Origin of the sequence: Pseudoalteromonas ardens (assembly GCF_030125445.1) — a bacterium.
Lineage (GTDB): Bacteria > Pseudomonadota > Gammaproteobacteria > Enterobacterales > Alteromonadaceae > Pseudoalteromonas > Pseudoalteromonas ardens.
The window spans coordinates 212,547-237,197 of sequence record NZ_JASJUV010000008.1; the positions used below are offsets into that span (position 1 = coordinate 212,547).

The 24,651-nt window shown below is 45.6% G+C and carries 23 protein-coding genes; 6 read left to right on the forward strand and 17 right to left on the reverse strand.

What is annotated here, in order from left to right; genetic code table 11:
• Positions 1-43 precede the first annotated feature (43 nt).
• The 6 genes from QNM19_RS20730 to QNM19_RS20755 all read right to left on the reverse strand — a co-directional run bounded on the left by QNM19_RS20730 (position 44) and on the right by QNM19_RS20755 (position 8,114).
• Entirely contained in the window at positions 44-2,728 is a 2,685-nt protein-coding gene (locus QNM19_RS20730) for a DUF349 domain-containing protein (RefSeq protein ID WP_049862985.1), read from the reverse strand.
• Positions 2,718-2,999, reverse strand: coding sequence for a YeaC family protein (locus QNM19_RS20735; RefSeq protein WP_049862984.1), 282 nt, complete (start codon positions 2,997-2,999; stop codon positions 2,718-2,720). The genes QNM19_RS20730 and QNM19_RS20735 overlap by 11 nt, the downstream gene beginning before the upstream one ends.
• A gap of 2 nt (positions 3,000-3,001) precedes the next feature.
• Complete coding sequence (locus QNM19_RS20740) at positions 3,002-3,328, reverse strand: hypothetical protein (RefSeq protein ID WP_010385503.1); 327 nt, start codon at positions 3,326-3,328, stop codon at positions 3,002-3,004.
• A 200-nt stretch (positions 3,329-3,528) separates the two neighbouring features.
• The gene (locus tag QNM19_RS20745; protein WP_284027160.1) at positions 3,529-5,262 is read right to left on the reverse strand and encodes an alanine/glycine:cation symporter family protein; all 1,734 of its coding nucleotides are present in this window, start codon (positions 5,260-5,262) and stop codon (positions 3,529-3,531) included.
• A gap of 66 nt (positions 5,263-5,328) precedes the next feature.
• Positions 5,329-6,456 carry a M14 family metallopeptidase gene (locus tag QNM19_RS20750; protein WP_049862983.1) on the reverse strand — a complete coding sequence of 376 codons (1,128 nt, stop codon included), beginning with the start codon at positions 6,454-6,456 and terminating at the stop codon, positions 5,329-5,331.
• A 212-nt stretch (positions 6,457-6,668) separates the two neighbouring features.
• Positions 6,669-8,114 carry a glyceraldehyde-3-phosphate dehydrogenase gene (locus QNM19_RS20755; RefSeq protein ID WP_049862982.1) on the reverse strand — a complete coding sequence of 482 codons (1,446 nt, stop codon included), beginning with the start codon at positions 8,112-8,114 and terminating at the stop codon, positions 6,669-6,671.
• Positions 8,115-8,447: 333 nt separating this feature from the next.
• Here QNM19_RS20755 and QNM19_RS20760 point away from each other — a divergent pair, with 333 nt between their 5' ends.
• The gene (locus QNM19_RS20760) at positions 8,448-9,254 is read left to right on the forward strand and encodes a DUF2989 domain-containing protein (RefSeq protein ID WP_049862981.1); all 807 of its coding nucleotides are present in this window, start codon (positions 8,448-8,450) and stop codon (positions 9,252-9,254) included.
• Positions 9,255-9,293: 39 nt separating this feature from the next.
• Here the strand turns inward: QNM19_RS20760 and QNM19_RS20765 are convergent, their stop codons facing one another.
• Positions 9,294-9,881 carry an MlaC/ttg2D family ABC transporter substrate-binding protein gene (locus QNM19_RS20765; protein WP_010385509.1) on the reverse strand — a complete coding sequence of 196 codons (588 nt, stop codon included), beginning with the start codon at positions 9,879-9,881 and terminating at the stop codon, positions 9,294-9,296.
• Between the two features lie 204 nt (positions 9,882-10,085).
• Complete coding sequence (locus tag QNM19_RS20770) at positions 10,086-11,687, reverse strand: putative bifunctional diguanylate cyclase/phosphodiesterase (protein WP_082225302.1); 1,602 nt, start codon at positions 11,685-11,687, stop codon at positions 10,086-10,088.
• 226 nt (positions 11,688-11,913) lie between these two features.
• Here QNM19_RS20770 and purM point away from each other — a divergent pair, with 226 nt between their 5' ends.
• From purM to QNM19_RS20785, 3 genes are read left to right on the forward strand one after another with little or no spacing between them, the layout of a single operon-like run.
• Positions 11,914-12,966 (forward strand): phosphoribosylformylglycinamidine cyclo-ligase, encoded by a 1,053-nt coding sequence (purM, locus tag QNM19_RS20775; protein ID WP_010385511.1) that lies wholly within the window; start codon positions 11,914-11,916, stop codon positions 12,964-12,966.
• Positions 12,966-13,628 carry a phosphoribosylglycinamide formyltransferase gene (purN, locus tag QNM19_RS20780; RefSeq protein ID WP_049862980.1) on the forward strand — a complete coding sequence of 221 codons (663 nt, stop codon included), beginning with the start codon at positions 12,966-12,968 and terminating at the stop codon, positions 13,626-13,628. Before purM ends, purN begins: the two co-directional genes overlap by 1 nt.
• Positions 13,579-14,340 (forward strand): DUF3108 domain-containing protein, encoded by a 762-nt coding sequence (locus QNM19_RS20785; protein WP_082225304.1) that lies wholly within the window; start codon positions 13,579-13,581, stop codon positions 14,338-14,340. The genes purN and QNM19_RS20785 overlap by 50 nt, the downstream gene beginning before the upstream one ends.
• 87 nt (positions 14,341-14,427) lie before the next feature.
• Here QNM19_RS20785 and QNM19_RS20790 read toward each other — a convergent pair whose 3' ends face one another.
• The 9 genes from QNM19_RS20790 to QNM19_RS20830 all read right to left on the reverse strand — a co-directional run bounded on the left by QNM19_RS20790 (position 14,428) and on the right by QNM19_RS20830 (position 21,019).
• Complete coding sequence (locus QNM19_RS20790) at positions 14,428-15,192, reverse strand: class II glutamine amidotransferase (RefSeq protein ID WP_058795091.1); 765 nt, start codon at positions 15,190-15,192, stop codon at positions 14,428-14,430.
• Between the two features lie 276 nt (positions 15,193-15,468).
• Positions 15,469-15,855, reverse strand: a complete 387-nt coding sequence (locus QNM19_RS20795) for a hypothetical protein (RefSeq protein WP_049862979.1) — start codon at positions 15,853-15,855, stop codon at positions 15,469-15,471.
• A gap of 142 nt (positions 15,856-15,997) precedes the next feature.
• The gene (locus QNM19_RS20800) at positions 15,998-16,363 is read right to left on the reverse strand and encodes a hypothetical protein (RefSeq protein WP_284027161.1); all 366 of its coding nucleotides are present in this window, start codon (positions 16,361-16,363) and stop codon (positions 15,998-16,000) included.
• A gap of 4 nt (positions 16,364-16,367) precedes the next feature.
• Complete coding sequence (locus QNM19_RS20805; protein WP_049862978.1) at positions 16,368-16,826, reverse strand: GNAT family N-acetyltransferase; 459 nt, start codon at positions 16,824-16,826, stop codon at positions 16,368-16,370.
• A gap of 87 nt (positions 16,827-16,913) precedes the next feature.
• Complete coding sequence (locus QNM19_RS20810; RefSeq protein ID WP_049862977.1) at positions 16,914-18,134, reverse strand: tetratricopeptide repeat protein; 1,221 nt, start codon at positions 18,132-18,134, stop codon at positions 16,914-16,916.
• Between the two features lie 207 nt (positions 18,135-18,341).
• A complete protein-coding gene (locus tag QNM19_RS20815; protein ID WP_049862976.1) occupies positions 18,342-18,617 on the reverse strand; it encodes a hypothetical protein in 276 nt (91 codons plus the stop codon).
• A gap of 49 nt (positions 18,618-18,666) precedes the next feature.
• The gene (locus QNM19_RS20820; RefSeq protein ID WP_284027162.1) at positions 18,667-19,110 is read right to left on the reverse strand and encodes a hypothetical protein; all 444 of its coding nucleotides are present in this window, start codon (positions 19,108-19,110) and stop codon (positions 18,667-18,669) included.
• A 10-nt stretch (positions 19,111-19,120) separates the two neighbouring features.
• Positions 19,121-19,801 (reverse strand): hypothetical protein, encoded by a 681-nt coding sequence (locus QNM19_RS20825; RefSeq protein ID WP_284027163.1) that lies wholly within the window; start codon positions 19,799-19,801, stop codon positions 19,121-19,123.
• A 672-nt stretch (positions 19,802-20,473) separates the two neighbouring features.
• On the reverse strand, positions 20,474-21,019 hold the full coding sequence (locus tag QNM19_RS20830; protein ID WP_049865002.1) for a hypothetical protein: 546 nt from the start codon (positions 21,017-21,019) through the stop codon (positions 20,474-20,476).
• A gap of 279 nt (positions 21,020-21,298) precedes the next feature.
• Here QNM19_RS20830 and QNM19_RS20835 point away from each other — a divergent pair, with 279 nt between their 5' ends.
• Together QNM19_RS20835 and QNM19_RS20840 are read left to right on the forward strand one after the other, a co-directional pair.
• On the forward strand, positions 21,299-21,637 hold the full coding sequence (locus QNM19_RS20835; protein WP_049865001.1) for a hypothetical protein: 339 nt from the start codon (positions 21,299-21,301) through the stop codon (positions 21,635-21,637).
• Positions 21,638-22,199: 562 nt separating this feature from the next.
• On the forward strand, positions 22,200-24,611 hold the full coding sequence (locus QNM19_RS20840) for a TonB-dependent receptor (protein WP_284027164.1): 2,412 nt from the start codon (positions 22,200-22,202) through the stop codon (positions 24,609-24,611).
• Positions 24,612-24,651: the final 40 nt, after the last annotated feature.

Here is a 24,651-nt window from a genome sequence, read left to right on the forward strand (position 1 = left end):
AGGTATAAAAAAGCGCCTTGCGGCGCTTTTTTTATTTCTTCGGTTAGGCGGTTAACACCTTAATTAAACGCGCCTGTTCAACCTGCTCGTTATCACTAACCACCTGTGACAGATAACACGTCAGATAATATTCAAGCGACTGAGCACCACCTTGCAGCTTGGCTTCTAACAAAGCAACCTGCTCTGTCATTCGTGCCTTTGCACAAGAGTCCGGGGACTCATTATTGGTCATGATTTCAAGACGCAGCAATAACTGCTCAGCAGCAAGTCCAGAGTCATTGCCCCTTAACCAGTTATCCGATGGCGTCTGTCCAGCACGCACCGCTTCGACCAGGTCATTAAACTTTTCACGGCTCTGAGCTGAGAAGAGTTCATTTAACTTGGCTTCTATCTGCTCCAGTAGCTGTTGTTTAGTTTTTCTCAGTGAACCAAGCACATCTGTTTCAATAACAGCCTCTTTAACGCTTAGCAGTTCTGATTGCGTTTTAGCATCGATCATTTGACTGTCCAATTCAGCCAACAACTGACGCTGTTGTGCTTCCTGTGCCTGTGCTTGTTCACGTTCAGCATTTTGTTGCGTCTGACGTTTTTCAAACACAGCATCATTATGCTTTCTGAACTCCTGCCACAATGTGTGCTCCTGCTTGGTACCAGCAAAGCCAATTTCCTGCCAGCGCTTTTGCAAGTTTTTCAATGTATCACACGCTTGCATCACATCATCTAACTCAAGCTGGGCCTGTGCTTCTGTCACTAATTGTTGCTTCAGCTGCGCATTAGCCTGGTGGCGAGATTTTAATTGCTCATTGATCTGAGTATAGGCATGGCGATAACGTGTATTAAGTGCCTGATATGTAGAAGCATCCAGGCTACCGGCACCACGCCACTGCTTATTGATACGGTTAAACGTGCTTTCAACCTGACGCCAATCGGGTTCAGCGGCTTGCGCCTGCTCCATCAGCTCGGCCATTTGACCAACCAGCGCCTCGCGCTGCTCAATCACCTTTTTACGTTGTGCGTCTTGCTCTGCAAAGTATGCTCGACACGGGGCGAATAGCAGCTCGATTTTCTCATCAAACTGAGTTGCCTGTGCTTTTTCTTCGTCGCTTTCTACACGGCCCAGTTCATTCCAGCGTACGCGCAATAATTTTACCTGCGCTGCACGGGCCTTGGGGTCAACGTCTTGCTCAGTGAGCATGTCATCAAGTTGTTGCAACAACTCTGCGCGCTTCGGCTGAGATGCATATTTTTGCCAGTCTTTAAGCTCTTTAAGCGCTTCACTCAATGTCGTATGCTGTTTTGCCAGCTGCTGTTGATATCCTTCACTGAGCAATTCATAGCTCTCAATAAAGCCATTAAATACACCGAATGCCACATTAAAACGGCCCTGATCTAACAGTCGCTGTACATCTCTTGCCTTCTTACGTGCGTCCTTGAGGTGCTTTTCCTGTCCATCAACCAAAGGCTTCATACCCTGATTAAATTGGCCACTGACAGCTTTAAGTTGCTCTGAAGCCTGCTTTTTCAGCTCACCTGGCAACTGACGCAACTGCGACTGAGCATGCTGATAGGCTTGTTTTTGCTTTGCCATGACAGCATCCAACTGCTCAAGCGCTTCACTCGGAGCAATCTCGGCCAGTGCTTTCAGTGCTTCATCGAATTGCTCTTTCGCACTGACAAGTTCAGGCAGGTTCTTAAGTTGTGTTGCACTATCACGTAGCTTTCCAGATAAAGTCTGAAGTGTCGCCTCTGTTTGATAAGGTGAGGCCTCTAAGCGGCTCTGAAGTTGCGATAACTGGGTCTCTAAAGCTTCCTGTGCAGACAGGTTCAAAGCGTCAACAGCGCTTGACAGGGCCTGCTCCAGCGCCTGGTAATCAGACTCGAATTCACCGATAGCTTTGGCTTTGCTCGCAGCTTGTTCAGCCTGTTGCTGCGCTTGATCAAAGGCCAACTTTAACACATCACGGTGCTTACCCAGTTTCTCAGAGATAGTGGTGAACTTTTCCTGATTAACCTGTTGGACTTCTTCACTCAACCACTGTACTTCCAGTGCCTGCCATTGCGCTACCAATGCATCAGACTGACTTGCAACCACCTGGTAATCTTGTTTTTCACGCAGGGCATTCAGCTTGGCCAAAACCAATTTTGCTTCCTGAGCAACCTGTGCAGGCATAACCTGGCTCAGTCGCTGCTGTTCCAGGGTTTGCTCCAGCGCGGTACGTGCCTCGCCATTGGCGGCTTTGAGCACGGTTTTTTCTAGCTGATACTGTGCGATCAAAGGCAATAGTTGGCTCTGGAGTGCCTCGTTACCTTGTTTAAATGCCTTTTCAATCAGCTTGGCATTGGCAAGACGCTTTAATAATTTGGCTTTTTGCTCGTTCGCAATATCACTAAAAGCCACTTTTTCCAGTGTCTTAGCCGGTGCGTATCGGTCAATATACTCATCACGAATTGCCTGGCTCAGCGACTGTGAACCGGATAAAACTGCCTGCGAGATATGCTGCTCGGCCAGTTCTTTCAACTCCTGGTCTTGCTTATATACCTTCCACCACAAACTCAAATCATTAATTTTATCGAGCACTTTTTTTCTGATCTGGCTAGAGTCATCTTCCAATGCCAAAGTCTGTAATACCTCGGCATCTTTGCTCATGTCTAGCTTATCGATTGCGGCTAATCGCACCTGTGTTTTCGGGTGCTTCCATTTAGGGGTAAAAAGGTTTTTAAAGATCATTTTCACTAAACCTGGCTATTTCATTTTCTGCTTTAAATTCTTGTTGCAACTCACGCTTTGATTTTTGCACCATTTCACCTTCTTCGTTGATGGTGAATTGCTCGGTGCTTTTCGCGACTTTTGCCTGATATAACATGACCAGCTGAACGGTTTGTTCTTTTTGTGCCTCGCTCAGCGGTGTACCATCCGGCCAGCGTCCGGTTGAAGCGCCATACTGCAATCGCTCGTAGAGTTCCGGTGTAATATTTTTAACTAAACTGTCTATATTCATGTTCACTTTTTCTTTTTCAGTACGACTAAAATCACCCGATTAACCAGATACCAAACCAGGCCTACGCCAATTGCACTTTTAGCTGCCAGCATCTCCAATGTTCCCTCTACCGGCTGCTGCCAATATAAGTATAAAAATCCACCCAGGAACAAGATCAGTGCCAGAAATGAATAATTCATGATGGTCTGCTGTTTCTTAATTCGCCTGCGAACCGTTTCTCTGTGCAAAGATTCCTCGTCCATATTCGCAAGATCAAATTCACAGTGTGGGCAGGTTTTGTGCATAGAAGATATGGGCTTGTTACAACTGGGGCATTGGGCAATCGCCATACTCGAGTGACTCCTAACGAAAAACTAGCATTTACACGCCGGTCACCTTTAGAGTGTTGATACCAAAGTGCTTAATGTCATCTTGATTGAAAAAGGCCAGCTGGCAAATCAAGCAACAAATAAGCGCAAAAAGGTATGACTGCTACTTAAAGAGTAAGACCAAAAAATAAGGCGCCATGTGGCGCCCTATTCTACTTGGTTTATTCAGGTTTGTCTTTTTGGAAATGCATAGAATTGTCTTTTTGTACCTCTGCATTTCCTTCCGAGCTACGCTGCTCTTTATCAAACTTATCCCAGTACTCGTCAATAGACTCTTTCATCTCTTTACGCAGTAACATGATCCCGAATAAGTTTGGCAGTGTCATGACCACTATCCCCACAGCTGCGAGCTTCCAGATCAAAGTGGTGTCTGCAAATGACGCCCAGAAAAAGCCAGCAACATAGAATACCCGATACGGCATCACAGAACGTGAGCCCAACAGATACGTCATGGCACGGTCACCATAATATGACCAGGCTATCGCTGTAGAGAACGCAAACAACAACAGACCGATTGATACAATATACTGGCCGCTGTCACCAAAGAAACCACGGGTGAACGCTTTCGTTGTCAGCTCAGCAGAGTGCACCAGAGATTTACCTTTGATGCTGATGCTGGTATCGACGAGCATACCTTTGCTTACTTCAACGGTACCTGTGTAGCGATGCTTATCGGTGATACCGAAACGAATGTCCTCACCGATCGAACGCGAATGAATCACGGTGAAGTCTTTATTCACTGCCACCCCTTCGACTACCCGGATATTTCCGTTGTAGGTCTCAACACTGTGGCCATCAATACCATTAAGGTATTTGTACAACTCTTCCCTGTCACTGTCGTTTGACTCAACATAGTTACCCTGAACTATGGTCATTGACGAACGCTCAAAAGTGGTTTCGAATTTTTCTGTCCACACACCGGATGACAAGATCACCAAGCCTGTCAGCGTACAGATCACTATGGTATCGATGAAAGGTTCAAGAATAGACACCATACCTTCGGATACCGGCTCATCAGCTTTGGCAGAGGCGTGCGCAATCGGTGCCGACCCCTGACCGGCTTCATTGGAGAATAAACCACGGTTTACGCCCCGGTTAAAGGCATAGGCAAAAGACGCCCCCAGGAAGCCACCAACCGCAGCCGAGCCACTAAATGCATTAACAAACACAGCAGAAAAAGAGGGAATGATGTTTTCAGCATTATAAAGAATAACCGCCAGCGCACCTATGATGTACACAGCAGCCATCAAAGGCACAACCCGAGAGGTAATTGCAGCAATACGCTTAATACCACCCAGGATAACAAGGGCTAGTAGGATAGACAGCACCGCACCGGTGACCATAGGCTGGATGTTAAAAGTTGCCTCCATACCCTGTGCGATGTTGTTGATCTGCGGCAAACTACCCGTGCCGAATGAGCTGATAACCGTTGCAATGGCAAACAATACAGCAAGCCATTTCATATTGAGGCGACGATCCATATAGTACATGGGACCACCAGCCATTGTGCCATCTTCTGCTTTAGTACGGTATTTATGAGATAAAGTTACCTCAACGAACTTAGTCGTCATACCGAAAAATGCCGTCATCCACATCCAGAATAAAGCAGCCGGGCCACCAATTGAAATGGCCAGTGCAACACCACCGATATTACCAGTACCTACCGTGCCTGACAGGGCTGTGGACAACGCCTGGAAATGCGTGGTGTCCCCCTCCTGACCTTTCTTGTCGTATTTACCCGTAACGATTTTGCACGCATGCTTGAAATAACGGATCTGTGGGAATTTTAAGTACAGTGTAAAAAACAGACCCACCCCAAGTAATACATAAGGGAACCACCAGGAGCCCCCCAACAAGGCATCCAGACTATCCAGAAAACTTCCTAACGCGTCCACGATTCTTCCTCTTTCTCGTTGTTATTATATGCGACAGGCAACCAATGAGGTTGCCTGCGATGATGTTTATCTCAGATTGTCCACCACATTCACGATGGCGGCTAAAGTATCCTGGCCAAACTGATATGAGCGGCGGTCAGACCAGCCATAATACGGATCAGGTAAATTGGCATTGTCTTTAAATGGCATCTCGATGGTGTATGCAAGCGCTTTAAAGGCTTCACCTACCGCACAAGAAGCAACCGTCAGGTTAGCCTGACCCGGCTCATCTTTAGGATAGCCAAACTCATCCTGAAACTCAGGAGTAATCGTCAGTAAGGCCTGCTTAAACTGTTCTTCCAAAGACTCAAGACGAGCATCATAACTTGGGATCCCTTCACTGCCTGCAACGAAGTTGTATGGCAACGCTTCATCACCATGGATATCAAGATACAAATCCAGACCCGTTTCATGCATCTTATTCAGGACATGATACACTTCAGGCGAATTTTCAAGTGAAGGCGTTTGCCATTCACGATTCAGGTTCACGCCTTTCGCGTTAGTACGTAAATGACCGCGCACACTGCCATCAGGGTTCATGTTCGGTACGATATAAAACACCGCTTTTGATAACAGCGCTGCTGCATGCGGGTCTTCATCATCCAGTAGTTTGTGTAACAGACCTTCTACAAACCACTCAGCCATGGTTTCACCAGGGTGCTGGCGCGCTGTGATCCAGATTTTTTTCTTTTCATCGCCCGGCTCACCGACACACAATAAACTAATATCACGACCGTCCAGTGTTTCACCCAAAGTTTCAACCCGGCACGCATCATGACTTTGAGCCCAGTAAACCAGATCCAAATGACGCTCGTAGCTATACGGGGCAAAGTAAGCAAAATAAGTGTGATGACATTCAGGTTCAAAGTCGATAACCAGCTGGCCGTCTTGATAAGTACTCGGTACCCGGAACCAGGTTTGTCTGTCATAGGAAGCAACAGCCTGATAGTCATCCCACCCTTCTGGGTAAGCTGAATTTTGCAGATTATTGATATGCAGTTTGTGTTCTACAAATGGTGTTGATTCGAGACGAAAGTGGAACCATTGAAAGAATTCAGATTCGTTGTCGTGGTTAATTTCCAGCTGAATGTCGAGTGGAGCCTCAGCAGAAATCACTTTGATATTTCCGCTGTCAAAATTACTGGTGATCTTCATCATATACCCTAAATAAAAAAACCATCTCATTGCGCCAGGTGTTATGTACAAAGCACTTAACAGCGCAGTACATAGTCAAGGAACTTTGTTTTAACCTTGATGATTTTTGTTAGTGATTTGTAGCAATAAATCAGCTGCAAGCCTAACACACCTGGTGCGAGACAAAAACAAAAAAAGCCAGCAATCGCTGGCTTTTTTAGATAAACCGAGAATTAACGCGGCAGGCTTGGGAATTCTACCTCAGCCATGTCACGCATTACACGTACAACCTGACAGCTGTAGCCAAACTCGTTATCGTACCATACGTAAAGTACTACACGATCACCGTCAACGATAGTTGCTTGTGAGTCAACCACACCAGCGTAGCGGCTACCAACCAGGTCAGTTGATACGATTTCAGTTGATGCTGTGTAATCAATTTGATCACGCAATTCTGAGTGCAAAGAAGTCTCGCGCAGGAACTCGTTCAGCTCTTCTGCGGTCGTTTCTGCTTTCAGATTCAGGTTCAAAATAGCCATAGAAACATTTGGCGTAGGAACACGGATTGCGTTACCCGTTAATTTACCCGCCAGCTCTGGCAATGCTTTTGCAACGGCTTTTGCAGCACCGGTAGAGGTGATAACCATGTTCAGTGCAGCACTACGACCACGACGCTCAGCTTTGTGGTAGTTGTCGATCAGGTTCTGGTCATTGGTGTATGAGTGAACCGTTTCAACGTGACCATTCTTGATACCGAACTTGTCATTCAACGCTTTCAGTACTGGTGTAATGGCGTTTGTTGTACAACTTGCTGCAGAAACAATTTTGTCTTCAGACAGAATGTCAGCATTGTTAACACCGTATACAACGTTCTTGATGTCGCCTTTCGCAGGGGCAGTCAGAAGTACTTTAGACGCACCTTTAGATTGTAGGTGTTTGCCTAAGCCATCTTCGTCTTTCCACACGCCCGTGTTATCTACAACCAGTGCGTTCTCAATGCCGTACTGGGTGTAATCCACTTCTTCCGGAGAGTTAGCATAGATGATCTGGATGTAGTTACCGTTTGCTTTGATAGCGCCTTTTTCGTGATCAACAGTAATAGAACCATTGAAAGGACCATGAATTGAATCACGACGCAACAAGCTAGCACGCTTCTCAAGGTCGCCATCGCGGCCACCACGCACAACAATTGCACGTAAACGCAGGTCAGCGTGAGAGCCACCGCGCTCAATCAATAGACGAGCAAGTAGACGACCAATACGACCAAAACCATACAGTACCACGTCGCGAGGGGCCGGACGGTTGCCTGTATTTAGCAGTGCAGACAGCTCAGCGTTGAGGTATTCCTCAATTGAGCGGCCTTCGCCTGCGTTCTTGTAAATATATGCATAGGCTAGTTTACCTAAGTCAACACGGCCTGGAGCCAGTTCCATCTTGCTGATTGCTTCTAAGAATGGGAAGCTCTCGCGCAGACGCAGTTTAGTTTCTTCAAAACGTGCGACTGTTTTATGGGCTTTAATAACATCGATAGTGCTGGTGTTAACAAGAGGACGGCCATAAACCGCAATTTCTACACCCAGATTACGATACAAACGACCGATGATCGGTTGCATGCTTTCTGCGTAGTCTTGACGTTCTTGCCAGCTGTTTTGATATTCTTGCTCGTGAGATAAGGTCATTTTTTCTGCCTAATAAACAATTTTTGAACGGATAGCCTAACCGAGCCTGATGTATTGCATAATTTGAGAGTCAACAGGCCCCAAGGCAGCGACATTTTAATTTAATTGGCTCGGATTCTCCACCATTTACTGACAATTGTTGCTGTAAAATTAACTGCACAGTTAATCTCAACGCAGATTTTCAGGTTCAGAACCCACATAACACAAGAAATTCCGCGCTAATCTGCCAGGCACGTGATCCCTTGCTACACTTGACCTAAATAAAGGGTGTCCAGAATTGTCGAAATTGGTACTATACGCAAGCAACAACAAAGACTTGGAGTACGGATAACAATGAGGTGGTGGCTAATTTCAAGCCTGTATATTACAACAGCGCTGCTCAGTGGCTGCGATGACACGATAACGCTGAGTAAAATTTGCTCGGATACACCGGGGTTTTGCGCAGATCTCAATAAAGACAGTCATTGCAAAGAAGAACGTGCATCAGTCATATTCTCACGTTACCGGGAATACAAAGCCCCGACTGACGAGAATAAATACACGCTGCTAAAAGATTTTGAACAGTATAACGAGTGTGTTTCGCTCGCCGCACAAATTGAACACATCAAATTAAAAGAAAAAACCACATCACGTGTTGAAGGCCATCTCACCAGCCTGAAAGAAATGACGCGCATCTATCAGGACACGATAAATACTGAACACCCGGGTTTGCTTTACTATCACTGGTCCCGACGCAACAACCGCATGGCATTAAACAAGCTGCTAAATATGCAGGATCAGGAACATGTAAAAAGTGATCGGGAAATACAACTCTTTTTGGCAACCTTCTATGCCAAGATTGATGACGACAAGACCATAGACATTCTTTATCGCGTGCTGGAACTGAATAAAGCGGGCGAAACCCCAGACCCGGAAGTATTCGCCAGCCTGGTCAGTATTTTTTACAAACAACAAAAATATAAGCACGCTTATACATTTGCCCGGGTAGCGCAGCTATCTGGCTCTGAGAATATTGATATTCTGCCCGTGGAACATAAACTCTCTGCCGGCGGGAAAGACTTAGGCGCACTGGATACGCTGGCTGCAAAAACCTGGGAAGAGATCAGTAATGGCGAATTCCTCTCCCCTAGAAACTTTTAATCTGTATCTTAACAAAGTGGCCTTTACGGGCCACTTTGATTAACTTTTAGCATTAAGCTCCGCCGTTACCTGCGCTAACCCCACTTCAGAGATCCGCACCGAAATTTCTTTTTGCTTAGCACTTAACAGGGAAATTCCTTCTGCGACCAGGTCGTATACCCGCCATTCACCTTTGCTACTTTTGCGAAATTTAAAGTGAATGTCGATGTCCGGGCCCGAAGGCTGTCTCACCACAGCTTTGACCGTGGCGTATTTACTTTTGCTGTCTGTAGGCAGGGCTTCGAACGTCACTTGCTGTCCTTTATATTGCATCAGTGCACTGGCGTAGCTCACTTCCAGATAATGTTCAACCGCAGAAATAAACGCCAGCGCCTGTGGTTTAGTTAACCCTTTAATATGCTTACCCAGTAACTTGTAAGACACAAAGCGAATATCAATGTGTGACATCAGATGTGCCTTAACGATCTGACGCATTTCCAGAGGGCTGGCATTGCCATCCTGATTAACTGCTTTAATGTCTGAAAATAGTGAGTCGCCTACTTCATGGATTAACTCTAACGGTGGTTTCGATGCCAGAGTCAGAGATGAAAACAGCAACAGAAAAAGTCCAGCAATTAATTTGTTCACGTTCGTTCCTCGATACTTGAAAAAATGACGTCCTGGTCCAGCCCCGCCAAATTAATGGGGGTCGGATGGTGCGAGATTTATAATGTAACGCTAAAACGCGTCTGAATGTGTGAGAAAATGTATGAAAATATATCAGATTCAGTAGCCAGTCAGCTTACCTCTGCGGACCCTTTTAGGCTTTGCTGCAAAGAGCAACCGGGAAGGTTAACGCTTAAGTACTCTTTTCACCATACGATGAGAGTGTAACCACTGTTTTGCGCTATTTTTCTCCAGTGCTTCACTTATATAGTAGCCTTGCAAGTAGTGACATCCTTTACTGTTGAGATAGGCAGCGGTTTTACTGTCCTCCACCCCTTCAGCAACCACCGAGCATCCCAGGCGATTCGCAAGATAAATGGTTGTTTCGACTATGGCCTGATCTTTGTCACTGTCCAGGCAGCTACTCACAAATGAGCGGTCAATTTTAATTTGGGAAATAGGCAGCTCTCTGAGCATTGAAAAAGACGAAAATCCGGTGCCAAAATCATCTATGCTCACCGCAAACCCCATATCAATCAACACGCCTATCATATATCTGGCCTGCTCAACATCAACCATCACCATACTCTCTGTTAATTCGAACACAATACAACTCGGCTGAATTTGATATTTGGATTGCAGCTCAACCAGTTGATTGATGAGGTAACGGCCATGAAAGTCCTGACAAGACAAATTAATGTGTATCGTGACACCCGGCTCTATGGTCAAAAAATTGTCCAGGTCTTTAAACACCTGCTCAATGACGAAACTGGTGATCTGCTTAATATAATTGTTTTTCTCAGCAATGGGGATAAACCGCAGCGGGCTAATGTATGAGCCCGGCCCGTCAGTCCAGCGCAATAAGGCTTCCAGCCCATGCACTTCGTTATTGTGTCCACACACCAGTGGCTGATAAAACACCTTGAGTTTTCTCTCGCTTAAAGCCACTTTTAAGGCATTAAACAGTTCGAACTCTGCTGACACGCCGTCGTGCAGCGCCTGATCAAATATCACCAGGCTTTGCCGGCTGTTTTTAGCCGCATACATAGCAATATCCGCATGCTTCATCAGCTCTGTGACAGACGACTTTTCTTCGGCATCAAAGATACGTGCACCCGCGCTATAAAAAACATCAACGTGAACCTCATCGATCACCAGACCATCATTAAAGGCCTTCAGCAGTCCGTTGTTGAGTGAAAACAACTTAGTTTCGCTTGCCGCATCCGTCACAATAACGAATTCGTCGCCTCCCATTCGATAGACTTTGCTGCCCTGTTTGGCTAGTGAACGCAATTTGCCAGCAAAGGCAACCAGCAGCTTGTCACCAAAGAAATGGCCCAGCGCATCATTTACCTGCTTGAAGTTATTAATGTCCAGGAGTAAGACGCTAAACGCTCTGCCTTGCTGTATGCATTGCTCCACATACTTAGTGCACTGCTGGCGGTTTTCCAGCTCAGTTAAAGAGTCATGCCGGGCAAGATGGCGCTCACTTTGTGCAATCTCCTGCAACAGCAACAAACTGGAGCGACTTAACTGTACAACCACAATTACAAATACCGCGCCCAGCATCAGGATCACCGACAAACCGAGCACCATGGGAGAAGCATCGGCTGTGCGATACACATGATAAGCAAAGGCCAGGTATCCGCATACAAAGAAAAAGATCAATGCCAGCAAAACGCGCCAGCCGCGGTTTTGAGTGATCTGACAGATCTGTAGTGCCGGCAGCAGTGCCACCACCAGCAGCAAGAACCCAACTAAGATGAAACTTAAGCTCAGGCTTTCCACATAGACCACATTCACACAGACTAAAATGTAAAGAGTATAGTGAAGAATCCCCCACCCTGCGCAATTGATAACAGGTACAGCCAAGCGCCAACGATGCATTTGTAGCCACTTCTGACACGCGATATCTGCGTGTATGCGAACCAAATCGACTAGCCGCACTCGTGCATTTGATGTAAAATACGCGCGTTTCTAAGCAAATCCATTATGTTATTTTTGAGGAAAACCTGTGAGCGAACAAAAACAGTCTCTGAGCTATAAAGACGCAGGCGTTGATATCGATGCGGGCAATGCATTGGTTGAGCGCATTAAAGGGGTAGTTAAAAAGACGCGTCGCCCTGAAGTGATGGGCGGTATTGGCGGCTTTGGCGCATTATGCGAACTACCAACCGGATATAAAGAGCCTGTCTTAGTTGCTGGCACAGATGGCGTAGGCACTAAGCTGCGTCTGGCCATCGATTTGAAAAAACATGATACCGTGGGCATCGACCTGGTTGCCATGTGTGTAAACGACTTAATAGTTCAAGGTGCTGAACCCCTATTTTTCCTTGACTATTACGCGACTGGTAAACTGGATGTTGATACTGCTGCGGACGTAGTGACAGGTATTGGCACTGGTTGTGAGCAAGCTGGCTGTGCCCTGATCGGTGGTGAAACTGCCGAAATGCCTGGCATGTACGAAGGCGAAGACTACGACATGGCTGGTTTCTGTACTGGTGTGGTTGAAAAGTCTAAAATCATTGACGGCACTAAAGTCGCCGAAGGTGATCAGCTGATCGCACTGGCTTCAAGCGGCCCACACTCAAACGGCTACTCGCTGATCCGTAAAGTACTGGAAGTTTCTGGTGCTGATACCAGCGAAGAGTTCGCAGGTAAGCCTTTGGCCGAACACCTGCTTGAACCAACCCGTATCTACGTTAAGCCTATTCTGGAACTGCTTAAAGAAGTCGATGTGCATGCACTGTCTCACATCACAGGTGGTGGTTTCTGGGAAAACATCCCGCGCGTATTACCTGAGTCAGCAAAAGCCGTTGTAAAAGGCGACAGCTGGGAATGGCCTGCTGTATTTAACTGGTTACAGGAAAACGGCAACATCAGCACCCATGAAATGTACCGTACTTTCAACTGTGGTGTAGGCATGATCCTGGTTGTTCCTGCTGATAAACTTGCACAAAGCCTGGAAATCCTGAAAGCACAGGGCGAAAACGCCTGGCACATCGGTGAAATTCAAGCTGCAAACGCAGGTGAAGAACAAGTTGAAATCCTGGGTGGTGCCGAGTAATGGCACCCGAACGATCTCCAATTCGGATTGTTGTGCTGATTTCAGGTAGTGGCTCTAATTTACAGGCCATTATGGACAGCTGTCAGCACAACGAAATCAATGGCGAGATCTGTGCCGTCATCAGTAATAAAGCAAATGCTTACGGGCTGCAACGTGCCCAGCAAGCGGACATTGACACGCAAGTATTAAGTCACAAAGACTTTGACAGCCGTGAAGCCTATGACCAACGTTTAGCACAATTAATTGACTCTTATAATCCAGATTTAGTTGTATTAGCTGGATTTATGCGTATTCTAACTGCTGACTTAGTGCAAAAATTTAAAGGAAAAATGTTGAACATTCATCCTTCTTTGTTGCCTAAGTATCAAGGGCTGAATACCCACCAAAGAGCGATTGATGCAAAAGAAACGTTTCATGGCGCCAGTGTTCACTTTGTGACAGAAGAACTAGATGGTGGACCGGTCATCGTACAAGCCAAGGTACCAATCCTGGCTGATGATACTGCGCACACGCTGTCACAGCGGGTTCATGAACAAGAACATATAATCTATCCTTTGGTGGTCAAGTGGTTCAGCGAACACAGACTAACGATGGAAGCAGACTATGCCGTTTTTGACAATCAACCCCTTCCAGCTCAAGGCGCAACCTACCCAGAAGAATAAAAAATACAGCGCTTTACTATTTGGTTTAAGCGCTGTTTTCTCTTCTTCCTTATTGGCCAGTGATCTGGTTCCCTACCGCGCAGAATATGATGTACTGCGTAAAGGCTCAGTGCACGGCAACGCCATCAGAGAGCTGTCAAAAGTCTCAAACGACACTTACTCCCTGAATTACGAAAGTAACATCGAATGGATGATTTTCTCCGACGAACGCACAGAAAACTCACTGTTCACTTACCATGATAAGCACCCCAAACCTTTGCTTTACACACTCAAGCGCGAAGGCACCGGGCCGGACAAAAGCTACAAAATCCGCTTCGACAGAGACAACAAACAGCTGTTTAAAGACAATGAGAAATACCCCATCAATGCCGACTGGAACGAGCAGCGTCATGATGTTCTGTCTTACCAGATAGCCCTGCGCAACGATGTCAAAGCCGGTAAAACCAAAATGAGTTACCCCATTGTCGATAAAAAAGGCAATGTGCGTAGCTATGACTTTGAAGTGGTTGGCACCGAAGCCATTACCCTGCCCATCGGCAATGTCGAAACCATTAAAGTGAAGCGCCTGTACGACAACGATAAGCGTCAGGCTATGGCCTGGCTGGCACCTTCATACCACTACTCTGTAGTGCAAATGTTTAAAGGCAAAGATGGCGTGGAGCAGTTTATGATCCAGCTGAAGAGCTTTGATGCAGAAAAGTCGGCTGAGTAATATTCCAGCAATATAAGATAAAAAAGCCCTGATAATCAGGGCTTTTTTATGTCATTCATTTCACGAACTGGCTTTTCAGGATGAGCGCTAGATTTTCTCACCCAGCTTAAACAGCACAGACTCGCCGGGTTCCATCTTATTCCACTGCTCATCATTCGTCAGCGGTCGGGTTGCAATCACAGTCACCACGTCATTCGGGGTCGTTTCTTTTTGAAAGTCCACCACCATATCCGCATCGATTAACGTCGCTTTACCAAACGGCGCACGACGCGTGATCCAGTGCAGATTATTAGAGCAATACGCCAACACAAACACCCCATCGGTCAGCAGCATGTTAAACACCCCTTTATCCATCAGGGTTTTCGCCAGCTTAGCCGCGTAACGAAACACAGAGGCCATGTTTTTGGGCCTTTTCGGGTATTTCTCACGGATCTTGTCCAAAATCCAGCAAAATGCCAGTTCACTGTCGGTATTCCCCACTGGCTTGTAAAACTCAGTGGTCAGATCTTTATAGTTAGACAGCTGACCATTGTGTGCATAAGTGATCTCCCTGCCCCACAGCTCACGGGTAAAAGGATGGGTATTTTCAAGACACGTTCTGCCCCGGTTGCCCTGGCGAATGTGGCTAATCACCGACACACTTTTGATCGGATAGGCTTTCACCAGTTTGGCAATTTCCGACTGACAGCTTGGCTCCGGGTCCTTAAACGTACGACACCCTTTACCCTCATAAAAAGTGATCCCCCAGCCATCTTTATGCGGCCCGGTATTCCCTCCACGCTCCAGCAACCCGGAAAAACTAAAACAAATATCCGTGGGTACATTGGCAGACATGCCCAAAAGTTCACACATAGAATAAAAAGCCTTTAAATTTCAAATATATTAATCTGAGACATTCTCTTTCTTACTTTCTGGTCTCAGTGTTGGTCACAGTTTGTATTGTCTGTGACCACAATGCTAGTTAGCCAAATTTTATCACCAAGTGGCGGAGGGTACCAATGAGTAATCCGGGGTTTTGTTTTATGTTGGCCTTGTAAAGCGACTGTCGAGAAGAAGTGTCTCCAGACAATCGGGTATTTGCTTTACATGTGATTCGAAATTCTATTCCAATATTTAATATTTGGTGTATTACTTTCGCTCTTTTTCAAAAACGACTTGTCCACTAGAAAGCACCGCCAGCCTAGTTTTCCCAATGAAAATATCGTAATACCAGCTTTTTCTATTAGAGTGAAATGGACGTAATGAGACTGACTTTATTTGATAGTATTTCTGTCCAGTCTTTTTTAAAAAGGCGACTTCAGCTTTATGTATCGCCTTTTCCATTGGCATAGATATGTTATTTAGCGGATCAAAATCTGGTTGAGATCGTGCAACTGAATCAGGGATCGCTAAGTCATAAGTCTTCGATGACTTAACACCGTTTACGGTAGTGGTAATTGAGCGGCCACCCATCACTTCAGCGTTAGCAACAAGAGGCAAGAATAGTGCGATAAATAAAAATCGTTTTCTAGGCATTTACTATATTCCTTATTGTTAGCCATAGAATTAATGGGAACTGATCGCCCGAATGACAATTACATTATCTTCCAATTAAACTTTTGAAATCCTCAACGGTTGAGGATTTCAATTTTCAACACTGAAATATGCGTACCAACCATTACGCTTCTAATGGGTTGTGATTAAAAAACGGCTTAAGCTCTTCAAACTCCATTAAGGCATAGTACTCTTCTGGTTTTATACCTATTGCCACAAAAGAAGCGTCAAGGCCCGGGATACTTGATGTTATATAAGCGCGACCAATCCCCATGTACGCTTTCGCCCCCTGGCTGATTTCAACCTCATCACATGAGCCTTCGATTTTAAACCACTCCTGGGGGATCTCTATGTGTGAGTCGCCTTGTGTAATGAAAAAAGCCCTATGAAGGTTGAAAGAAAGCATCACCGTCTGGCCGCTTGGTGTATCTATTAGCCAGTTGTGATCATGGCTGTCACAATATTCATCTTCTACAATTTCAAATTTCATAATTTTAAATTCCGTTTAGTCTAAATGTACTCATATCTTGATTCACTCCACTAAGCGCAGCAAGCTGCTCTAAATCAGGCTCACCTGTTAGTTCGCCTTTTTGCACACGAATGAACCAGGCGGTGTCGTGCTTGTCGTCTAAAAATATCTTAAACCCGCATTTTTCATAGAAACGATGCACTCTGTGGTCGTCAAAAGCGGTATGCCCAAAGACAAAATCAATGTCCCTTTCTGACGCATACTCGAACGCATGGTTAATCAAAATTGAGCCAAACCCTTTTCCCCTAAAATTCTCGGGTTCCTCGTGTATCCAGAGGTCGCATATTTCAAGCCTGCCATCATTTGCATGCATCTGTAGATAGCCAATATACTGACGCGGGCTGATCCTTTCAATTTTAAAGTGATCTGACTCGGCACAAGTCTTCAAGCGGTAGTTTTGTGATGTGTACTCTGTTACTAACATACTGTTCCTTAGATAATAGCGTCTTGCCCGCAGTTCTTTCCGGTAACCTCTATTCCAATGTCGTTAGTTAGACCTGTTTAATACAATCTACATGCTGTCATTCGATGTGCTTTTACTGGCCAGTCGTATCGCTTTCGCATGATTTAAGTTTCTTTTTACCGTTTGGGTATAGGGGTGGTTGTCACCCAGTGATGTTTGCAAACCAGCAAGGGCCTGCTCAAAATAAGCAATGGCTTTGTCATAGTCGCCTTTTGCTGTCCAGGCTGAGCCTAAGTTGTTGCGCCGATTGGCCACCGTGGGGTGGTCTTCATCGAAGGTCTTGAGGTCACTTTTCAGGGCCAGCTCATAATAACCAATGGCTTTGTCGTAGTCGCCTTTTGCTTCCCAAGCTGAGCCTAAGTTATTGCGCCCAATGGCTACATTGGGATGGTCTTCACCGAAAGTCTTGAGGACACTTTTCAGGGCCAGCTCATAATAACCAATGGCTTTGTTGTAGTCGCCTTTTGTTTCCCAAGCTGAGCCTAAGTTATTGCGCCGAGTGGCCACATCGGGATGGTCTTCACCGAAGGCCTTGAGGTCACTTTTCAGGGCCTGCTCATAATAACCAATGGCTTTGTCGTAGTCGCCAAGTGTTTGAGCGAGTAATCCGGCCTGATTATTGTACAGTGCGTTTTCGAAGGATAACCTGACCGCTTTATGAAAATGCTCATAGGCATCCCTATACCGAATATCCTCTCGGGCGATTATTCCACGCTGATAACTGGCTTCTGCCAGGGAGTTCAGTGTTTCTTGCTCACTTTGTTCAAATTGAGCAAGCAACCTATCTGCTTTCACAGAGTCCCCTTCAATCAGCGCCTGCTTTGCCTTGTCGAACAGCTCAGACGTGACAGTGCTTCTGAACGACTCTAAACGTTCAATTGATGACTGTAACTGAGATATGTGTTGTTGATAAGCGGTCTCGATATCGGCAATTTTTACCTGTAATTCTAACAACTGACGCTCAAGAATCGCTTTATCCTTGTCATGGGCACGGCTAAGCCGGTCGGTGACCTCCTTCTCTCTGTGTTTTAGCCCGGCTTCATATTTCTCAAATGATATACCGTGATGATGCTGAACAATATCGCCGGAACCTGTGTGAACGGTGTTTACTTCTCCGTTTATGTTTACATCCGTGGAACCGCTGCCACCTGACATTATGGCTACAATGATTCCACCCACAGTTGTAATTATTGCGGCTGCGATAGCGGCCTTGGCAGTAATGCTCGCACTTTTGACTCCAACGCGATTATCTGTGTTGCCACTGAACATTTCGGTTTCCTTTTCATTGTTGAATGCCTTTTACTTCAGTACATTATATAACCACACTGCCTCACTACTTTGAAGTTAAAGGGAGGTTTTTTGCTTTGGTAATTCGAATTCAGTTTGGTCCAGATATCCGGATTTATTCCAATACAGCTACACGAGCTTCTCATAGATATGTTCAAACTCATCACCCAGACTCTCCACATTAAAGCCTCAGCGTTTAACCAATTCAATTGGGAATCTGTCTGGTGGTATGTAGTCTGCTACCTTACGAGAGTATTCTTCGATATCTATTGAGGAGTTGGTTATAAACAAGCTCGATTCCTCATCAAATATTTGTGAGTCAACAGTGGTTGTTACTTTATGAACACCTGAACCAAACCTCATTTTTGACCCCAATACTGGCAAGCCTGGCATTTCAATAGTTTTTATAAAGCTACCAATGTAGCTGCCATCTGAATAAACTGAAACTCTGTGCTTTACTTTCATTATTGTTCCCGCTTTCCTTCTTTCTGCTACTGTATATCCAAGGTTGCTTTTACATTTTTTTTATCAGCTCACTAAAGTAGCTTTCTGTTTCGTGGGAGAACTGATCAAGCAATTTATCCATGGCTTGCTTACCAACTTTCTTTTCAATTTCATCACGATAAAGGCTCAACGAACCAAGTCCTGATATTTTCTTTTCTTCAGCACTTACAATCCTTAGACTTTCAGCATGAAAACCTATCCAGTGTCGATGAAGAAGTAACTCAAGAAGCGCGTCTCGACCAGCGTCAGTTTCAATGGCATCTTGATAGGAAATATCGTTGTCTCTCATTACATCATATATTTTCCAAAGAGCTAATTCTGTAGATTCATCGGTTTGGTCTACATAGCAATTCAAATCACGCTCAATGCACTCCTTTGGTGTTAAGTTTTCATCACGGTTCCAAATAGACAGGGATAAGATGGGATGATTTTTCAACCTACTAAAAAGCTTCATGATATCTCCTTTATTGTCTGTGCCCTTTGGCTTGTATGCGTGCATATACACCGTTCAGCGCTTCTGACAACTGCAACAGGTTACTGTTGTATTTGTCTGTAACCACTTGGCGCGAGCTAAACCCAAACAGATCAGCGACAACACCGTGATCAACATTTTTAGCCAGGTGAATTATTAATGAGTCCTCAAACGTTTTTGCCGTTGCCCAATCAAGTCCGGCGTTTGAGAGTAGTTTATTAACCTTGGCTCTTAAGTTTGTAGGTTGCTTATTCACACCCGCTTTTACCACGCGTTCACTCATTGAATAACCATGCAGCCGATCATTTAACAACACCGGGGCATACTCACTTAACCCCAAGTAAGTATTTAGATTGTGCCGGAACTCTTTCGGTAACTCCTGCTCAACGTACCAATTCAAGTAGCGCTCAAGTGACTGACAAAAAACCTCTGGTACTTCTATCTCTCTGTCTTTACCGTTTCGACTATAAGCACCTGGTAACAGCCACTTCTTATAGGCATGGCCATGAACATCAATAAGCTGATGTACTTTTAACTGGTTATGCTCAGTTAGTGACAGCGGAACATAGGCAAGCTGCGTAATTAGATACTGATCTTTAATTTTGAACTTGCCTGCACACGCGCACGTAAGCAGTAGACGAATATGATCATCTGTAAAAATCTGCCTTATCATCTATCGTTGCATAAACCATATAGCAAAGTATGCAATATAGATTAGTCAATCTCTGAGCAAAAGCAATGTGCCCACCTTTGGTAACTAATGGAATATTGGAATAATGGCGGGGAGGATAAAGCTGGATCAAATCACACATTCGATAATAATTTTCATTATTGTTATAATAAAATCTCAGCCAACAAATAATTAAAACCAAAAAGCTGGATTAAACCACGCACTCGATAATGATTCTCATTATTGTTATAATGGTATATCAGCTAAAAAAACTAAAATCATCTAGCTGGTCACCGTCCCTAACCAACCAAACACCGATTTGTCACTGCAATTTCAGTCATGAACTTGCGGACTTTTTGCTGTGTGAAATTCAATAAGTGTGCTCAAGTCGTTCAAAAGCAAACATGTTTTCACGTATTTCTCCACCACAGGTCGTAAAAGTTGGTTGCGTTAGGTCTTTAAAATAAAAAAGAGACAAAAAAATGAATAAAAATAGAGAATTAAACACCAACACCAACACTAACACCAAAGATAACGATTTAATAAAAGGGTTAAAGCAAGGATCTATATCTTTTATCTTCAGAGAACTTTTAAGCGCAATATTTACTCAGTAAGAAAAATAACTGTGCAACGCTGATTGTGTTGCACAGCGGAACTTTCCAACATCAATGCAACTCACTCCCCAACCCGCGTAGCCCTGAGCCGCATATCAACATACCAGCTGTCGCTGCCATTAAGTTGCTTGCTGCTTTCCCAGACAAAGCCCTTGTCGCTGATCTGGCTGAAGCGAAAGCGTGCGGGTTGCAGCTTGCCGCCAGGCAGGCGTTGTTCAACCTTCAGGTGCACGCCGTCATTATCCCGCTGTGCGGTAAACGGGTTGAGGGTTGCGTTCATTTGTACGGGCAGAAATACCTGATGCCAGCGCTTGTCCTGCAATGAGTAAGTTCTAAGTGTTCTGCCGGCGTAGGTTACTTTGCCTTGTGCATCGAGCAGGCTGAAGTCATCCACCACCATTTTATTGTCAAAGGCATATTGGGCTTGCCAGCGGCATGGGGATGAGAACTGCACTTTCCCTTGCAGGTCAAGCTGCTCATACTGGCACTGCCAGTGACCAATCAAAAAAGCATAATCACTGGCCGCCGCAGGTGCGCCAGGATAGAGGTCGGCACTATCAGAAGCAAAAGAATAGGCACAGAAAAAACACAAAGATAAGCGTCGCATAATGGGCTCACTAGTAGAAACAACCAGACTCAGTATGCCGTCAAATATGGCGATGGCAAAGTGTTGGCTGCAATATTCATAAAGCGAAAACAGTCAGATTCACCCTGCACACACTTTTACACCCATCAGTGTCCGAAAAATCACGCATTGCTGCGCCTCACAGGGTATACCCAGGTAAAACTCTGTGCATAACATTCTTTTATATTTCATAAAAAAACAGGGTGTTACTTTTTGAATAAGCCATATAATAGGAACATCTCAATAAAAGGAGCTAACAATATGAGAAAAACACTTATCCTTGCACTTTTGGCTTTGGCATCAACTCAGAGCCTTGCTGCGCGTGAAACCACGTCGGGTCATATCGACAGAATGGTTACCTACCCTGATTTTGGCAGCGGAAACACCATTGTTGAACTGAGCAACCGGGGCAATACCTGTTACGGATATTGGATTGAAACGGGATCAAAAGGTCATGATGCCGCACTTTCTGCCTTGCTGGGGGCGTTTCATAGCAAAAAAGTCGTCAGCATCGTCGGGCTGGATGACAGTGCCAGTAAATGGAACGGGTCTCCAGGCCGACACTACTGCAAACTTTACGCGGTCGATGTCAAACAGTAATCCGCCCGCAATTAAGCAGACCGTGTGTCTCAAATGAGGCACACGGCGTTCAGCTGAAAAAACCATCACGGAATGAACAATTCTGCACACCTATGCACTGTACAAATAACCCCCAAGCAGTCTTCCTCTGACAGCGCCGCATACTTATTCAATTCCCCCAATCCAAACAAAATTCGCCATCAGTCCGAAAAACAGCAGCATAACCGACTTTTCTGCGCCTTTAGAATTGGCTAACCCCGGCTATTTAACGCATAAACTTTCACCTTTCTAACGCTGTAAGGCGATTCAATAATAACTAAAAATGCATATTCAATTCAAAATACTGCATATCAAACCCTAAAAACCAACTAAAAAACCCAGAGAAACCAAAATAACGCAAAAAATTTTTTTACTGCAATTTCATGCACGATTCCGACTAAAAACCCATTGATAGTGAATATTTTTGCAAATATAATAAATAATTATCTCCGTACCTTTTTTGATAATCTTGTTACGAGATTCACTTTATGCTTTCTTAGTTTGCATAAAAACAACAACCAGAACACATCCGGGATGTAAAATAATGCTAAAACCAAAACTCATATCTCTGGCCATCGCTACGGCTTTGCCAGGCTCAATTATGCTCAGTGCAACAGCGCAGGCCGATGAAGCAGGTGCCGAAGAAAAGTCTCTGGAAGTTATCCAGATCACTGCCACTCGCCGCAGTGGCTCTGTGCAGGAAGCCCCTTTAAACATCACCGCACTCGATGCAGATATAATGAAAGATCAAAACATTGGTGAACTGGCCGATGTGGCACGTTGGGTGCCAGGTCTGACTGTGACCGATCAGGGTGGTCGCTCTGGCTCACCGATTATCGTTCGTGGCCTAAACACCAACTCATCAGGCCCGGATCAGGATGGCGGCACCGTTGCAACCTATGTGAATGAGATCCCCGTTTCACTGGATATGCGCCTGACTGACGTAGAACGTGTAGAGGTATTAATCGGTCCACAAGGTACCCTATACGGCGCGGGTACCTTAGGCGGCGCTATTCGCTATATGCTTAAAGCACCAGAGTTAGACATCACCACAGTGCAACTGTATGGCGACTTATTTCAAAACTCAGAGAGTGATTCGGTTGGGGGTGAAGGCGGCTTTATTTTCAACACACCTATCATCGAAGATGAACTGGCGCTGCGTGCCAGCCTGAACCAGTATGAAGATCCCGGATTTATTGATTACAACTATGTGGTCCTCGAAGGCGGGGCTTCTTTGGCAGATCCAGACTGGAGCAGTCAAAGTGACGTTGATAACAACCTCAAACGCGTAGCCGATGCCAACGGCGAAACCACCACCACCGGCCGTATTTCTGTGCGCTGGAAGCCAAATGACTGGTTCGATGGCACGCTGAACTACTTTTACCAGAAACAAGAAAGTGAGGGCCGTTCGATAGTACATTACCAGGCACTCAACCCGGCAAACGGACTCAATGATCGCATCGGCAAATATGAATCAGCCTATCGCTATGAAGAGCCCAGAGACAAAGAAGATGATCTGCTGAGCCTGGAATTAAAAGCCGATCTCGGATTTGCAGAACTGGTTTCTGCATCGGGCTGGTCCAGCTTTGAAGCCGATGGTCAGCGCGACCAGACCGATCTGCTGATCCGCCTCGATTATGGCTATGAAGAATTCCCGTCCTTCTCGGCGTTTACCCGTGAAGAGGAAGAAGAAGACACCTTCACGCAGGAGATCCGTCTGGTGTCACAAGGCGACTCTGCCTGGAACTGGATTGTGGGTGGGTTCTACAACAAATTCGAAAGTGATGCCAGCAGTAAAGAGTTCACCCCTGGTTTTGGTGAATTTGCCGTGGCTAATTTTGGTGGCGAGCAAACCCGCCCGGACAACCTCGAGTATTTCTCGGTCGACCGCAGTGAGATCAAAGAGCAAGCCCTGTTCGGGGAAGTCGGTTATCAGGTCAATGACAAACTAACCATTACCCTGGGTGCACGTTTTTATGAGTACGAAGTAAAAGCAGAGTCTGCCGTTGACTTCCCGCTGGCTAATACGCTCTACAGCGGCGCAGGTCCAAGCGACATAACTCTGGACTTTAAGCAAAACAATGCTGAAGACGATGGTAACCTGTTTAAGTTCAACGCCAATTACCAGTTTACAGACTCAGTCATGGCGTACATCACGGCCAGTGAAGGTTTCCGTATTGGAGGTTCCAACGGTCTGGCACCGTGTCCGGATCCCCTGCCTGACAAACAGATCGGTTGTGGTATGCCCGACGAAATGCTGTACACCGCGGACACCACCACCAACTATGAATTGGGTCTGAAGAGCACCTGGTTAAAGAACCGCCTGCATTTCAACGCAGCCATTTTCAATGTAGACTGGGATGATGCACAAATTGCCGGTGCAACAGTCGTAGGCCAGCTTCCGTATACCTCTAATGCCGGAACAGCCAACGCCAAAGGGGTTGAGATCTCAACACGTGCCATCCTCAGTGACTCTATCAGCACATATGCAACCTATGCCTACACTAAGGCTGAGTTAACCTCGGATGCCCCTTACCTGTTTAATGCCGATGGCACCGATGGTGGTAAAGATGGTGACAGACTGCCCGGCTCTCCTGAGCATCAGTTCTCCCTGGGTATTAATTATGAGACTGAAGTCCTGGGCGATAAAACCCTGGATATCAACTATGGCCTGACGGCACAGAGCGATATCATTTCCAAGGTGGGCCTGCGTGACAGTGGTGAAACCCTCTCTGGTTATGGGATCAGCAACCTGTCTGCCAAACTGACCGGCGATATGTGGTCAGCCACTTTGTACGTCAACAACCTGTTCAACAAATACGCCTTTACCTCAGTGCGTCGCGATGTGCGGGATATTACAACCGCCAACGGCGCTGAGATCCAGCGTAACTATGGTCACTACCTGAACAAACCACTGACAGTCGGCATTAAGTTCGACTATCAGTTCGAACTTTAGTAAATTGAACTCTCCCGCTGAGGCCCATCCATTGTGATGG

What these genes read in the sequence shown, in the direction of transcription:
- QNM19_RS20730 (WP_049862985.1), bottom strand. Translation starts at nt 2,728, where the DNA reads ATGATCTTTAAAAACCTTTTTACCCCTAAATGGAAGCACCCGAAAACA.
- QNM19_RS20735 (WP_049862984.1), bottom strand. Translation starts at nt 2,999, where the DNA reads ATGAATATAGACAGTTTAGTTAAAAATATTACACCGGAACTCTACGAG.
- QNM19_RS20740 (WP_010385503.1), bottom strand. Translation starts at nt 3,328, where the DNA reads ATGGCGATTGCCCAATGCCCCAGTTGTAACAAGCCCATATCTTCTATG.
- QNM19_RS20750 (WP_049862983.1), bottom strand. Translation starts at nt 6,456, where the DNA reads ATGAAGATCACCAGTAATTTTGACAGCGGAAATATCAAAGTGATTTCT.
- QNM19_RS20755 (WP_049862982.1), bottom strand. Translation starts at nt 8,114, where the DNA reads ATGACCTTATCTCACGAGCAAGAATATCAAAACAGCTGGCAAGAACGT.
- QNM19_RS20760 (WP_049862981.1), top strand. Translation starts at nt 8,448, where the DNA reads ATGAGGTGGTGGCTAATTTCAAGCCTGTATATTACAACAGCGCTGCTC.
- purN (WP_049862980.1), top strand. Translation starts at nt 12,966, where the DNA reads ATGGCACCCGAACGATCTCCAATTCGGATTGTTGTGCTGATTTCAGGT.
- QNM19_RS20790 (WP_058795091.1), bottom strand. Translation starts at nt 15,192, where the DNA reads ATGTGTGAACTTTTGGGCATGTCTGCCAATGTACCCACGGATATTTGT.
- QNM19_RS20795 (WP_049862979.1), bottom strand. Translation starts at nt 15,855, where the DNA reads ATGCCTAGAAAACGATTTTTATTTATCGCACTATTCTTGCCTCTTGTT.
- QNM19_RS20800 (WP_284027161.1), bottom strand. Translation starts at nt 16,363, where the DNA reads ATGAAATTTGAAATTGTAGAAGATGAATATTGTGACAGCCATGATCAC.
- QNM19_RS20805 (WP_049862978.1), bottom strand. Translation starts at nt 16,826, where the DNA reads ATGTTAGTAACAGAGTACACATCACAAAACTACCGCTTGAAGACTTGT.
- QNM19_RS20810 (WP_049862977.1), bottom strand. Translation starts at nt 18,134, where the DNA reads ATGTTCAGTGGCAACACAGATAATCGCGTTGGAGTCAAAAGTGCGAGC.
- QNM19_RS20815 (WP_049862976.1), bottom strand. Translation starts at nt 18,617, where the DNA reads ATGAAAGTAAAGCACAGAGTTTCAGTTTATTCAGATGGCAGCTACATT.
- QNM19_RS20820 (WP_284027162.1), bottom strand. Translation starts at nt 19,110, where the DNA reads ATGAAGCTTTTTAGTAGGTTGAAAAATCATCCCATCTTATCCCTGTCT.
- QNM19_RS20825 (WP_284027163.1), bottom strand. Translation starts at nt 19,801, where the DNA reads ATGATAAGGCAGATTTTTACAGATGATCATATTCGTCTACTGCTTACG.
- QNM19_RS20830 (WP_049865002.1), bottom strand. Translation starts at nt 21,019, where the DNA reads ATGCGACGCTTATCTTTGTGTTTTTTCTGTGCCTATTCTTTTGCTTCT.
- QNM19_RS20835 (WP_049865001.1), top strand. Translation starts at nt 21,299, where the DNA reads ATGAGAAAAACACTTATCCTTGCACTTTTGGCTTTGGCATCAACTCAG.
- QNM19_RS20840 (WP_284027164.1), top strand. Translation starts at nt 22,200, where the DNA reads ATGCTAAAACCAAAACTCATATCTCTGGCCATCGCTACGGCTTTGCCA.